Source organism: Sphingobium sp. LSP13-1-1.1 (assembly GCF_040676415.1).
GTDB lineage: Bacteria > Pseudomonadota > Alphaproteobacteria > Sphingomonadales > Sphingomonadaceae > Sphingobium.
Genome location: NZ_JBEGHU010000045.1, coordinates 278,184 through 291,411, shown reverse-complemented (window position 1 = coordinate 291,411; position 13,228 = coordinate 278,184). Strand labels below are relative to the sequence as shown.

Genomic DNA, 13,228 nt, shown 5'->3' with positions numbered 1-13,228 from the left:
AAGAATCTGAGCGCTCTCTGCCATGTTTGACTTGCCTTTGCCACTGTGCAGGCGGCATGAGCCGGCCATGGCCAGCATTCCCTTCGACATTGTCGGTTTTGACCTTGACGGCACCCTGCTCGACACCAGCGGCGACCTGGCGGCAGCGGTCAACTACGCCATTGCGACGGACGGCCGCCCGCCATTCCCGGTGGAGGCGATCCACCCCTTCGTCGGCAAGGGCGCGAAGGTGATGCTTCAACGGGCTCTCGACGCCTCCGGCGGATATGACGAGGCAATGCTGGCCAGGATGCTGCCCATCCTGCTCGACTATTATGAGCAGAATCTGGCGATTCATTCCCTGCCCTATCCCGGCCTGACGGCTGCGATGGACGCTTTGCAGGCGGCAGGCGTGAAGCTCGCCATCTGCACCAACAAGGCGGAACGCTTCACCATCCCCCTGCTTCATCAGATCGGCCTGTCGGATCGCTTCGCCAGCGTCGTGGGCGGCGACACGGTGGGCATCGCCAAACCGGACCCCGCGCCGATCCACGCCATGGTCGAACGCGCAGGGGGCGGGCGGGCGATCTTCCTGGGCGACACCATCAACGACATTGCCGGCGCGCGCAATGCGGGCATCCCCAGCATCGCTGTCAGCTTCGGCTTCCTGGATGGGCCGGTGGAGGCGCTGGAGGCCGACGCCGTGATCCACCATTATGACGATCTGATGCCCTTGCTGGAAAACTGGCCGGCATGACGCTTCATCTGGAAAGCGACGGTCCGGTCGCGACGCTGCTGATCGACCGGCCACGCCAACATAATGCGATGAACCAGCAGATGTGGGAGCAATTTCCCCAACTGGTTCAGGAGGCGATGGCGGACGAGGCGATCCGCGTGCTCATCCTGACATCGGCGACGCCAGGCCTCTTCTGCGCGGGAGCGGATATACACGAATTCGCGCGCTGTTCGGGGGAGGAAGACTGGCGCTTCGCCAACCAGGCGGCGATCCGCGCCAGCCAATATGCCCTTGCCCATGCCGAAAAGCCGGTGATCGCGGCGATAGACGGCGATGCCGTGGGCGGGGGATGCGGACTCGCAATAGCCTGCGACCTGCGGATCTGCTCCCCTGCCGCCCGGTTGGGCATCACCCCGGCCAGGCTCGGCATCGTCTATTCGCTGTTCGACACGAAGCTGCTGGTCGACCTGGTCGGGCCTGCGCGGGCCAAGCGCATCCTGTTCACTGCCGCCCTCCTCGACGCGGGTGATGCGCTCGCCATCGGCCTGGCCGACCAGATCGCGCCCGCCCCACGGGAGGCAGCGATGGCACTGGCGCACAGCATGGCCGCCAACGCCCAGCATTCGATCCGTTCGTCCAAGGCCATTGTCCGCCGCATCCTGGATGGACAGGCAGACGACGATGACGAAACGCTCGCCATGTTCCGCGACGCCTTCACCCAGCCCGACTTTCATGAAGGCGTGCAGGCCTTCAAAGAGAAGCGCCGCCCCTCCTTCTGATCTGCTCGTCGACGGTTCGTCCATAACGGATTAACATCTCGTCCGATCTGGAAGTATTTGTTAAGGATCGGCTTTTACCCGTCTGGCGGTAGAGACGCCGCGCCGGCTGACGACCGACAAGAGGAACAGGCACAACAGCGTGGGGGAAAATTTCGCCTTCTTCCTGCCCGTCATGATGGCAAGTTTCAGCGTGGTGTTCGCCTTCGTCTGGAGCCTGCGCGTGCGCGCCGCCGGATATTGGAGCGCGGCCTATCTGTGCGTTGCTGGCGGCTTTGCCATGCCGGCGGGATTTGCCCTTGCGCCCTCACCTCTCTGGAGTCTGGCGGCGGACCTGCTGTTCACCAGCGGATTCCTGCTGTTCAGCCAGGCGTTGCTGGAACGGTGGCGGCCGAACTGGCTGCTGCGGGCGCGGATCGCGATCTGGGCCCTATCCATATTGCTGTGCGCCGCCGCCCTCCTGTTCGACCATTTGCCCTTCGAACTGGCATCGTCCGATTTCGGCTGTTTCCTGCTGATCGGCCTGCCGCTGATCGCGGGGAGGAGCCGGCTCGACAACTGGTCGGACCGCACGCTGTTCGGGGCGGCGACATTGGTCGCGCTGGACAATCTGATACGCGGCAGCACCATGCCGCTCACATTGTCGGGCGGCAATTTCCTGAACAGCGATTATGCCTTCCTGATGCAGGCGCTGGCCTGCGTCTTTGGCCTGTTCCTGGCTCTGGCGGCGCTCGCGGCGAACATGCTCGACCTGCTCTCCCGCTATCAGCGCGATGCGCTGCATGATCCGCTTTCCGGCCTGCTCAACCGCCGCGGCTTTGACGACGCGGTCGGCCAGAGAGCGCGCAAATTGCCGACACAGGGCAGCCTGATCCTCTGCGACATCGATCATTTCAAGGCGATCAACGACTCCCATGGCCATGCGCTGGGCGATCGCGTGATCGTCGCGCTGGCGCGTACATTGGTGCGGTTCGCGCCCGAAGGCGCTGTTACAGCCCGGTTCGGCGGGGAGGAGTTCGTGCTCTTCCTGCCCGATACCAATGCTGCCCGCGCGGCGGCCATCGCCAATGACATTCGCGAGAGCCTGGCTCAGGAAGTCGCTGGACAGGTTGGCCTGTCCCGCCCGATGACGGCCAGCTTCGGGCTATCAGCCGTGCAACGGGGCGACGCTTCCATCCATGACGCCATTTCGCGGGCGGACGAGGCGCTCTACGAAGCCAAGACCCGTGGCCGCAACAGGGTGTGCGTGCGCCGGGCGCTCTCGACGCCGGCCACGACGGAACAGGATGTAACCTCGCGGGTCAGCAACGGCTGAAGCGCCGCTTCAAATCCGACGCGGGCCTCCAAATTCTCCGTCGCAGCATCCGGTGAGCGGAAAGCCGGCCCCGGTCTTCCGGACGGCGCTGCAACCGCTCGCTCTCCCCGAAAAAAGGCCGCCCCGAAGGACGGCCTCTTCATCTTCGCGGAAGGCTGCGCGCGATCACATATGGATCGGCTTGCCCGTGACGGCCATGGCCGCTTCCTTGATCGCCTCGCTATGGGTCGGGTGAGCGTGGCAGGTATAGGCGATGTCTTCGCTCGACGCGCCGAATTCCATCGCCTGGGCCGCCTGCGCGATCATCGTGCCGGCAACCGTCGCGATGATCCAGACGCCCAGCACCTTGTCGGTTTCGGCATCGGCAATGATCTTCACGAAACCATCGGGCTCATGGTTGGTCTTGGCACGGCTGTTCGCCAGCATAGGGAATTTGCCGACCTTGATCGCGCCCTTTTCCTTGGCCGCCTCTTCGGTCAGGCCCACGCCCGCGATTTCCGGCTTGGTATAGACGACCGACGGAATCACGTCATGGTTCACGATGCCGGTCAGGCCGGCGATATTCTCGGCGACGGCAATGCCCTCATCCTCGGCCTTGTGCGCCAGCATCGGGCCCGGAATCACGTCCCCGATCGCCCATATGCCCGGAACCTTGGTGGCGAAATCATGATCGGTCTCGATCTGGCCGCGGGCATTGAGTTCCAGGCCGATCTTCTCGAGGCCCAGCCCCTCCGTATTGGGGCGACGGCCGATCGATACCAGCACGACATCGGCCTCGATCTTCTCGGCCGCGCCACCGGCGGCCGGCTCGACCGTCAGGGTCACGCCCTTCTTGCCGACTTCCGCGCCCGTGACCTTCGTACCAAGCTTATATTCGAAGCCCTGCTTCCTGAAGATCTTGTTCGCCTCCTTGCGGACTTCACCGTCCATGCCAGGCAGGATCTGGTCGAGATATTCGACCACAGTGACCTTCGCGCCGACGCGGCGCCACACCGATCCAAGCTCGAGCCCGATGACGCCGCCGCCGACGACGACCAGATGGCCTGGCACCTTGTCCAGTTCCAGCGCGCCGGTCGAATCGACGATCTTGCCGCCCGCATTGTCCACCGCGACGCCCGGAAGCGGCGTGACCGACGAGCCGGTGGCGATGACGATATTCTTCGCCGTCACCTTCTTGCCCGCGACTTCCACGGTATTGGCCCCGGCGAAGCTCGCGAGCCCCTTCAGCCAGTCGACCTTGTTCTTCTTGAACAGGAACTCGATACCGCCGGTCAGGCCCTTCACCGCTTCCTTGCGCTGGCCCTGCATGGTGTCGAGGTCCAGGCTCATCTTGTCGATCTTCACACCCAGCTTGGCAAGCGCGCCATTGGCCGCTTCGTCGTAAAGCTCCGATGCGTGCAGCAGCGCCTTGGACGGAATGCAGCCGACATTGAGGCAGGTGCCCCCCAGCGTCTCGCGGCTTTCGGCGCAGGCGGTCTTGAGGCCCAGCTGCGCCGCGCGGATCGCCGCGACATAGCCGCCCGGACCGGCGCCGATTACCAGAACATCATAATCGAAGTCTGCCATGGTTCACCTTCCTCTGGCGTGATGTCTTACAGGTCGATCAGCAGGCGGGTCGGATCCTCGATCGCGTTCTTCACCGCGACGAGGAACGTCACCGCCTCGCGACCGTCGATCAGGCGATGGTCATAGCTGAGCGCGAGATACATCATCGGGCGGATCACGATCTCTCCGTTGCGGACCACGGGACGGTCCTCGATGCGGTGCAGGCCCAGCACCGCCGACTGCGGCGGGTTGATGATCGGGCTGGAGAGCAGCGAGCCGAAGACCCCGCCATTGGAGATGGTGAAGGTGCCGCCCTTCATGTCCTCCATGGTCAGCGTGCCTTCCTTCGCCTTCTTGCCGAAATTGCCGATCGTCTTTTCGATATCGGCAACGCTGAGCGACTCCGCATTGCGGATCACCGGCACGACCAGACCGTTCGGCGCGGACACCGCGACCGAGATGTCGGCGAAATCATTATAAACGATCTCGTCGCCCTCGATCTGCGCGTTCACGCCCGGAATGTCGCGCAGCGCCATGCAGACGGCCTTGGTGAAGAAACCCATGAAGCCCAGACGGACGCCATGCTTCTTCTCGAACAGATCCTTGTACTTCGCCCGCGCCTCGATGACGTTCGTCATGTCGACGTCATTATAGGTGGTGAGCAAAGCGGCGTTATTCTGGGCTTCCTTCAGGCGCTTGGCCACCGTCTGGCGCAGCCTGGTCATCTTGACGCGCTCCTGCGCGCGGCTCGGGCCAGTCGCGGGACCGGCGGCCGCAGGCGCAGCGGCAGGGCTGGCGGCCGCAGCCCGCGCAGTACCGGCAGCGGCAGCGGCCAGCACATCGTCCTTGGTCAGGCGGCCATCCTTGCCCGTGCCCTTGATCTTGCTCGGATCAAGGCCATGCTCCAGCACCAGGCGGCGCACGGCAGGCGACAGGGTCAGGTTGCCGCCCTCATCCTCCTCGACGGGCGCCGAAGCGGCCGGCGCTGGCGTGGCGGCTTCCGCCTTGGCAGCGGGAGCCGGAGAAGCGGCGGGCGCAGCGGCAGTCGCAGCACCCTCGTTCACATAGCCCAGCAGCGCGCCGACCTCGACCGTGTCGCCTTCCTTGGCGATGATATCGCCCAGCGTGCCGGCGGCCGGCGCGGGCACGTCCACCGCGACCTTGTCGGTTTCAAGGCTGACGATGGGCTCGTCGGCCTTCACGGCATCGCCGGGCTTCTTGAGCCACTGGCCGACGGTTGCTTCGGTAACGGATTCGCCCAGGGTGGGGACTTTGACTTCGGTAGCCATGAGCTTGTTCAGCCTTTCTTCTGGCGACGGATTTCTTCACGGACGCTGTGACCCAGCGCATCGGCGACGAGGGCGCCCTGTTCGGCGACATGGCGCTTGGCGAGGCCCGTGGCGGGCGACGCCGACGCCTTGCGGCCGGCATAGCGGGCGCGCATCGGCGCCTTGCCGGCGGCTGCCAGCGCTTCCTCGATATAGGGTTCCACAAAGAACCATGCGCCGTTGTTGCGCGGTTCTTCCTGACACCAGACGACGTCTTCCAGGCTCGTCATGCGCTCCATGCGCTTGGTAAGGGCCTCCGTCGCGAACGGATAGATCTGCTCAATGCGCACGATCTGCACATCCGTGTCGCCGGCGGCATCGCGTGCTTCCATCAGGTCGTAGAACACCTTGCCGGAACAGAGCACCAGGCGGCGAGTGTCCTTGTCGGCCGACCCATTGGGGTCCGACAGGATACGCTTGAAGTGCGTTTCGCCCAGGAAATCCTCCGCCTTGCTGACCGCCAGCTTGTGACGCAGCAGCGACTTGGGCGCCATGATGATCAGCGGCTTGCGGAACGGCCGCAGCATCTGGCGACGCAGGACGTGGAAGTAATTGGCCGGAGTCGTGATGTTCGCGACCTGGATATTCCCCTCCGCGCAAAGCTGGAGATAGCGTTCCAGTCGGGCCGAGCTATGTTCCGGACCCTGCCCTTCATAGCCATGCGGCAGCAGGCAGACCAGGCCGTTGGAACGCAGCCACTTGGTCTCCGACGAAGCGATATACTGGTCGAAGATGATCTGCGCGCCATTGGCGAAGTCGCCGAACTGTGCTTCCCACAACACCAGGCTCTTGGGATCGGCCAGCGCGAAGCCATATTCGAAGCCCAGCACACCATATTCGGAGAGCGGCGAGTCCAGCACCTCGAACCGTCCATGCGGCACGGTCGAAAGGGGGATATATTTGTTCTCCGTATCCTGGTCGGTCCAGACCGCATGCCGCTGGCTGAACGTGCCGCGCCCGGAATCCTGGCCCGACAGGCGGACGCCATAGCCTTCCGACAACAGCGATCCGAAGGCCAGCGCCTCGCCGGTCGCCCAGTCGAAATTCTCGCCGGACTTGAACATCTCCGCCTTGGCGTCGATCACGCGCTTCAGCGTCTTGTGGACGTTGAGGCCTTCCGGAATCGCCGTCAGCGTCTTGCCAAGACTGTCGAACAGCTTCTGGCTGATCGCGGACTCGACGCTCTGACGGGTCGTTTCCGCGTCGGCCGGCTTGTGCAGACCTGACCAGCGACCGGCGAACCAGTCGGCCTTGTTGGGCTTGTAGCTCTTCCCGGCCTCGAATTCTTCCTCCAGATGGTTGACGAAGTCACCCGTAGCCTGGGCAACGAAATCGTCATCGACCACGCCTTCGGCCTTCAGCCGCGCCGAATAGACATCGCTGACGGGGGGATGCTGGCGGATCTTCGCATACATCTGCGGCTGGGTGAAAGACGGCTCATCGCCCTCATTGTGGCCGAAGCGGCGATAACACCACATGTCGATCACGATATCGCGGTGGAAGGTCTGGCGATATTCCATCGCCAGCTTGCATGCAAAGGTCACCGCCTCCGGATCATCGCCATTGACGTGCAGGATCGGGGCCTGAACGCCCTTCGCCACATCGCTGGGATAGGGCGAACCGCGCGAGAATTGCGGGCTGGTGGTGAAACCGATCTGGTTGTTGACGATAAAGTGGATGCAACCGCCGGTATTATAGCCCGACACGCCTGAAAAACCGAAGCACTCCCAGACGATGCCCTGCCCGGCAAAGGCTGCGTCGCCGTGGATCAGCACGGGCAGCACTTGTTCATGTTTGGCAAGGTCGTCGCGGAAAGTCTGCTGCGCGCGCACCTTGCCCAGCACCACCGGATCGACGGTTTCCAGGTGCGACGGATTGGGGACCAGCGACATATGCACCTTGACGCCGTCGAACTCGCGATCGGTCGAGGTGCCAAGGTGATATTTGACGTCGCCCGAACCGCCGACATCCTCGGGATTGGCCGTACCGCCCGAAAATTCGTGAAAGATGACGCGAAAGCCCTTGGCCATCACATTGGCCAGCACATTCAGGCGGCCGCGATGGGCCATGCCGTAGACGATCTCGCGAACGCCCTGCGCACCGCCATATTTGATGATGGCTTCCAGCGCCGGGATCATCGATTCGCCGCCGTCCAGACCGAAGCGCTTGGTGCCGACATATTTGCGACCCAGGAACTTCTCATATTGTTCGGCGTGGATCACCTTGGCCAGGATCGCCTTCTTGCCTTCCGGCGTGAAGTGGATTTCCTTGTCCTTGCCCTCCAGACGCTCCTGGAGGAAACGGCGTTCCTCCACGTCTGCGATATGCATATATTCAAGGCCGACATTGCCGCAATAATTGGCGCGCAGGATCGCCACGATCTCCCGCACGGTGGCATATTGCAGGCCCAGCGTACCGCCCAGATAGACCTTTTTGTCAGGGTCGTTCAGGCCGTGATATTCCGGCGTCAGGTCAGCCGGCAGGTCGCGCTGGGTCAAGCCGAGCGGGTCGAGATTGGCAGCCAAATGACCACGTACGCGATATGTACGGATCAACATCTGCGCGCGTATTGCATCGTCAGCCGCGCTTACGGCATCAGCGTCCGAAACCGCCTTGCCATTGGTCTTGGCGGCGGCCTTTACGGCCACTTGCATCTGCGTGGGGTCAAGCGCCCCGGTCAGGTCGTCGGTGTCGATCGGCGGCCAGTTGGTGCGCGCCCAGCTCGGCCCGCGTTCAGCCTCGCCAACTCCGTCAAAAACTTCCTGGTTCTCGTAACCCATTTCTCTTGTCCCATGCCAACCGCGTGCAGTCGCGGAGCGGGGTAACCGATGGCCGGGGTGCAGCCCGGCCATCGCGTTCGGCCGGTTCAGCCCTTCAGCACTTCCAGCAGGGTCGTGCCAAGTTCGGACGGGCTGGCGGCGACCTTGATGCCGGCCGCTTCCATCGCCGCGATCTTGCTCTCGGCGTCGCCCTTGCCGCCCGACACGATCGCGCCGGCATGGCCCATGCGACGGCCCGGAGGCGCCGTGCGGCCCGCGATGAAGCCTGCCATCGGCTTCTTGCGGCCCTTCTTCGCCTCGTCGATCAGGAACTGGGCGGCCTGTTCTTCGGCATCGCCGCCGATTTCGCCGATCATGATGATCGATTCGGTGGCGTCGTCGGCCAGGAACAGTTCCAGCACGTCGATGAAGTTGGTGCCGTTCACCGGATCACCGCCGATGCCGACGGCCGTGGTCTGGCCCAGGCCCGCATTGGTGGTCTGGAACACCGCCTCATAGGTCAGCGTGCCAGACCGCGAAACCACGCCCACGCTGCCCTTGGAGAAGATGTTGCCCGGCATGATGCCGATCTTGCATTCGCCCGGCGTCAGCAGGCCGGGGCAGTTCGGGCCGATCAGGCGCGACTTGCTGCCGGAAAGGGCGCGCTTCACCTTCACCATGTCCAGCACCGGAATACCTTCGGTGATGCAGACGATCAGCGGGATTTCCGCATCGATCGCCTCCAGGATGGAATCGGCCGCGAACGGCGGCGGGACATAGATGACCGAAGCGTCGGCGCCGGTCTTCGACTTGGCCTCCGCGACGGTGTCGAACATGGGCAGGCCGATATGGGTCGTGCCGCCCTTGCCAGGCGTCACGCCGCCGACCATCTGCGTGCCATAGGCCAAGGCGGTTTCGGTGTGGAAGGTACCGGTGGCACCGGTCATACCCTGGGTGATGACCTTGGTGTTCTTGTTCACCAGAATGGACATGAGCGTCCCTTCATTTTCTGTGGACGTGGCACTTTGGGTCTAAAGGCGAACCGCCCCAGGCTGCGCACTTACCTGGGACGGTCCGGTGCAAGCTCGTTTGGGGCTCAGGCCAGCGAAGGATCAATGCCCTTGCAGGCTTCCAGCAGTTCCTTGACGGCGTCGATCGACACCTGAAGGTTCGCCTTCGCCTCATCGTTCAGTTCGATCTCGACAACCTGCTCGACGCCATCCTTGCCGATGATCACGGGCACGCCGACATAAAGATTGTCGACGCCATATTGACCGGTCAGATTGGCGGCGCAGGGCAACAGGCGCTTCTTGTCGCCCAGATAGGCCTCCGCCATCGCTATCGCGCTGGTTGCCGGCGCATAGAAGGCGGAACCGGTCTTGAGCAGCGCGACAATCTCGCCGCCGCCCGAACGGGTGCGCTGCACGATGGCGTCGATGCGCTCCTTGGTCGAGCGACCCTGCTTGATGAGATCGGGAACCGGGATGCCGGCGACGGTCGAATATTCGATCACCGGAACCATCGTGTCGCCGTGGCCGCCCAGGACGAAGCTGGTGACGTCCTTCGCCGACACGTTGAATTCTTCCGCAAGGAAGTGGTTGAAGCGCGACGAGTCGAGCACGCCCGCCATGCCCACCACCTTGTTGTGCGGCAGGCCGGAAAATTCGCGCAGCGCCCACACCATCGCGTCGAGCGGGTTGGTGATGCAGATGACGAAAGCGTCGGGAGCATTGGCCTTGATGCCCTCGCCCACGGCCTTCATGACCTTGAGGTTGATGCCCAACAGATCGTCGCGGCTCATGCCCGGCTTGCGAGCAACGCCCGCGGTGACGATGATGACGTCGGCGCCCGCGATGTCGGCATAATCATTGGAGCCGGTGATCTTCGCGTCGAAGCCCTCGACCGAAGCGCATTGCGACAGGTCGAGCGCCTTGCCCTGCGGAATGCCCTCAACCACGTCGAACAGAACGATGTCGCCCAGACCCTTGAGAGCCGCGAGATGCGCGAGGGTGCCACCGATATTGCCAGCGCCGATGAGCGCGATCTTATTACGGGCCATATGCAATCATCCTCCAAGCCGTAAACTGGATTGCCGAGAAACCGAAACTGCATGAGCGCTTAGGCCTATACGACCTAGGTTTCAACCGCGCAAAAGCGCCCATCACAATTTATCTTTGCAATTCGTTCGCAATTGCATTAACAAGCCAATGCCTCTGTTGCCCACGCGCTCCTACCCTGGCGCACGGCCCTTCCCCACAGCGGCCACCTGCTGCGCGCCTCCCTGGACGGGAGCGCGCGGCCCCTTTCCTAAGCCTGAATTCTGATCAAATAAGCGGGCTGGCGACGAGCCGAGACTATTTCTCGCCGTGACCCAGCGCCAGATAGTCGTCGGACTGCATTTCCATCAGCCGCGATACGGTGCGCTCGAACTCGAACGCCCCGTCGCCTTCGGGATAGAGGCGTGCCGGCTCCGCATCGGCGGAGGCGAGCAATTTCACCTTATATTCGTAGAGCGCATCGATCAGCGTCACGAAACGCGCCGCCTCATTGCGCTTCTCCGGCCCCAGCACCGGAATGCCGACGATGATGACGCTATGATATTTGCGGGCGATCGCCAGATAATCGGGCGCGCCGCGGGCCTCGACGCAGAGGCGCTTGAAGGAAAAGACCGCCACGCCCTTCAGGCTCTTGGGCACGTGGAGCGTCCGGCCGCCCTGCACCTGGATATCCTCGGCCGGAACCTTGGCCCGGTCTTCCACGGGATAGTCCGTCAGCCGGAAAAAGGCTTCCGACAGCGCCCTTGTCGCTTCCGCGCCATTGGGTGAATGCCACAAGGCGGCATCGCCCAGGCGATCACGGCGATAATCGGTCGGCCCGTTCAGGGTCATGACGTCCAGCTTCGCCTTGATGAGGTCGATGAACGGCAGGAAAAGTTGGCGATTGAGACCGTTCTTGTAGAGTTCGTCCGGCGCGCGGTTGGACGTGGTGACGATCGTCACGCGCTTTTCCAGCAAGCCGGTGAAGAGCCGGGACATGATGGCGGCATCGGCCATATTGTTGACCACCATCTCGTCGAAACAGAGCAGCCGAGCCTCTTCCGCCAGCGACTCGACCACAGGGGGGATCGGATCGCCCGTTTCCGATTTGCGCGCCTCGGCCAGCCGGGCGTGAACGTCGAGCATGAATTCGTGGAAATGCGCGCGCTTCTTGCGCTGGATCTGCACCGTGTTGAAGAACAGGTCCATCAGCATCGATTTGCCGCGACCCACGCCGCCCCACATATAAAGGCCGCGCGGCGGTTCCGGCGCCTTGCGCAACAATCGCCACAATGTGGAACCACGCGGCGGCGTTGCCCCCAGTTCCTGTTGCAGCCGCTCCAGCCGCTCCGCCGCGGCCCGCTGGTCGGAATCGGGGCGCAATTCGCCCGCAGCGACAAGCGCGTCGTAGCGAGCGATGACGCTGCTCATCCTGGAAGCCTCCTGGCTTCGGGCGCCTTGCGCACGGTCGCGGTCGATGCCGCGATCAATTCATCATCCTGGGAAATGGTCAGGCGCAGGAACATCAGCCGCCCTGTTTCGCGCAGCAATTCGACCTCCGCGCGCAGGACGGGACCGATTTTCCCGGGACCGCAATATTGCATGGCAAGGTCAACGGTCACCGCCGCCACCTGTTCCGGCCGGCCCATCGCTGCCAGCCCGGCGAAATAGGCATGGTCGGCAAACGCCGCGAGAAGACCGCCATGCAGCACGCCCAGCCGGTTGGCGTGCGATGGCCTGCTTTCCAGCATTACCGTCGCTTTGCCCGCGGCATCGCTGCGTAAATATGTGATGCCAACGGCCGAATCGAGGAAGGTGCCCTCCACCATGTCGGCCCAGCATGACCAGCCCGCCCATGGTCCGTCGGCCACCAGGCTCAGATGACCTGCTTCCTCGCTCACTTCCTCAGAGTTGCCGTTCGACCATCATCTTCTTGGTTTCCGCGATCGCCTTGGCGGGGCTGAGGCCCTTGGGGCAGACATTCGCACAGTTCATGATGGTGTGGCAGCGATAGAGACGGAAGGGATCCTCCAACTCGTCCAGACGCTCGCCAGTATATTCGTCGCGGCTGTCGGCCAGCCAGCGATAAGCCTGCAGCAGGATAGCAGGACCAAGGAACTTGTCGCTGTTCCACCAGTAGCTGGGGCAGCTGGTCGAGCAGCAGGCGCACAGGATGCACTCGTAGAGGCCGTCCAGCTTCTCGCGGTCGGCCGGCGACTGGAGCCGTTCCTTGCCGCTGGGCGCCGGGCTGACGGTTTGCAGCCAGGGCTTGATGCTGTTGTACTGCGCGTAGAAATGCGTGAAGTCGGGCACAAGATCCTTGATCACGTCCATGTGCGGCAGCGGCGTCACGCGCACTTCCTTGCCCGCGCATTCCTCGATGGAGGTGGTGCAGGCGAGGCCGTTGCGGCCGTTCATGTTCATCGAGCAGGACCCGCAAATACCCTCGCGGCAGGAACGGCGGAAGGTCAGCGTCGGATCATATTCGTTCTTGATCTTCAACAGCGCGTCCAGGACCATCGGCCCGCAATTGTCGAGATCAATCTCGAACGTATCGTAACGGGGATTCTGGCCGGAGTCGGGATCGTAGCGATAGACCTTGAAGCTCTTGACGTTCGTCGCGCCGTCGGGCGCCTTGTGGGTCACGCCCTTGGCGCTGATCTTGCTGTTCTTGGGCAACGAAAATTCGGCCATTTCGATAAGTCCTGCTATCCCGTTCCCCGCCCCTCAACAATATAGGCACCACTTAGTCAA

General features: G+C 63.2%; 11 protein-coding genes. 3 read left to right on the top strand and 8 right to left on the bottom strand.

The window, feature by feature from the left end; genetic code table 11:
- Nucleotides 1-67 precede the first annotated feature (67 nt).
- The 3 genes from gph to MRBLSP13_RS18545 all read left to right on the top strand — a co-directional run bounded on the left by gph (nucleotide 68) and on the right by MRBLSP13_RS18545 (nucleotide 2,806).
- Complete coding sequence (gene gph, locus MRBLSP13_RS18555) at nucleotides 68-736, top strand: phosphoglycolate phosphatase (protein ID WP_363737190.1); 669 nt, start codon at nucleotides 68-70, stop codon at nucleotides 734-736.
- Complete coding sequence (locus MRBLSP13_RS18550) at nucleotides 733-1,494, top strand: enoyl-CoA hydratase/isomerase family protein (protein ID WP_363737191.1); 762 nt, start codon at nucleotides 733-735, stop codon at nucleotides 1,492-1,494. Before gph ends, MRBLSP13_RS18550 begins: the two co-directional genes overlap by 4 nt.
- A gap of 139 nt (nucleotides 1,495-1,633) precedes the next feature.
- Nucleotides 1,634-2,806: a GGDEF domain-containing protein gene (locus MRBLSP13_RS18545; protein ID WP_363737192.1), complete on the top strand. Its 1,173-nt coding sequence runs from the start codon at nucleotides 1,634-1,636 to the stop codon at nucleotides 2,804-2,806.
- A 165-nt stretch (nucleotides 2,807-2,971) separates the two neighbouring features.
- On the opposite strand, the gene lpdA is transcribed toward MRBLSP13_RS18545, so the two are convergent.
- The 8 genes from lpdA to MRBLSP13_RS18505 form a co-directional block, all read right to left on the bottom strand.
- Complete coding sequence (lpdA, locus tag MRBLSP13_RS18540) at nucleotides 2,972-4,372, bottom strand: dihydrolipoyl dehydrogenase (protein WP_363737193.1); 1,401 nt, start codon at nucleotides 4,370-4,372, stop codon at nucleotides 2,972-2,974.
- A gap of 26 nt (nucleotides 4,373-4,398) precedes the next feature.
- A complete protein-coding gene (gene odhB / locus MRBLSP13_RS18535; RefSeq protein WP_363737194.1) occupies nucleotides 4,399-5,640 on the bottom strand; it encodes a 2-oxoglutarate dehydrogenase complex dihydrolipoyllysine-residue succinyltransferase in 1,242 nt (413 codons plus the stop codon).
- 8 nt (nucleotides 5,641-5,648) lie between these two features.
- Complete coding sequence (locus tag MRBLSP13_RS18530) at nucleotides 5,649-8,459, bottom strand: 2-oxoglutarate dehydrogenase E1 component (RefSeq protein ID WP_133652978.1); 2,811 nt, start codon at nucleotides 8,457-8,459, stop codon at nucleotides 5,649-5,651.
- Between the two features lie 86 nt (nucleotides 8,460-8,545).
- On the bottom strand, nucleotides 8,546-9,430 hold the full coding sequence (gene sucD / locus MRBLSP13_RS18525) for a succinate--CoA ligase subunit alpha (RefSeq protein ID WP_025547828.1): 885 nt from the start codon (nucleotides 9,428-9,430) through the stop codon (nucleotides 8,546-8,548).
- A gap of 104 nt (nucleotides 9,431-9,534) precedes the next feature.
- Nucleotides 9,535-10,497 carry a malate dehydrogenase gene (mdh, locus tag MRBLSP13_RS18520; protein WP_363737195.1) on the bottom strand — a complete coding sequence of 321 codons (963 nt, stop codon included), beginning with the start codon at nucleotides 10,495-10,497 and terminating at the stop codon, nucleotides 9,535-9,537.
- Nucleotides 10,498-10,792: 295 nt separating this feature from the next.
- Complete coding sequence (zapE, locus tag MRBLSP13_RS18515; RefSeq protein WP_363737196.1) at nucleotides 10,793-11,905, bottom strand: cell division protein ZapE; 1,113 nt, start codon at nucleotides 11,903-11,905, stop codon at nucleotides 10,793-10,795.
- The gene (locus MRBLSP13_RS18510) at nucleotides 11,902-12,345 is read right to left on the bottom strand and encodes a PaaI family thioesterase (protein WP_363737440.1); all 444 of its coding nucleotides are present in this window, start codon (nucleotides 12,343-12,345) and stop codon (nucleotides 11,902-11,904) included. The genes zapE and MRBLSP13_RS18510 overlap by 4 nt, the downstream gene beginning before the upstream one ends.
- A gap of 34 nt (nucleotides 12,346-12,379) precedes the next feature.
- Nucleotides 12,380-13,168, bottom strand: a complete 789-nt coding sequence (locus MRBLSP13_RS18505; RefSeq protein ID WP_025547823.1) for a succinate dehydrogenase iron-sulfur subunit — start codon at nucleotides 13,166-13,168, stop codon at nucleotides 12,380-12,382.
- Between the last annotated feature and the right edge of the window lie 60 nt (nucleotides 13,169-13,228).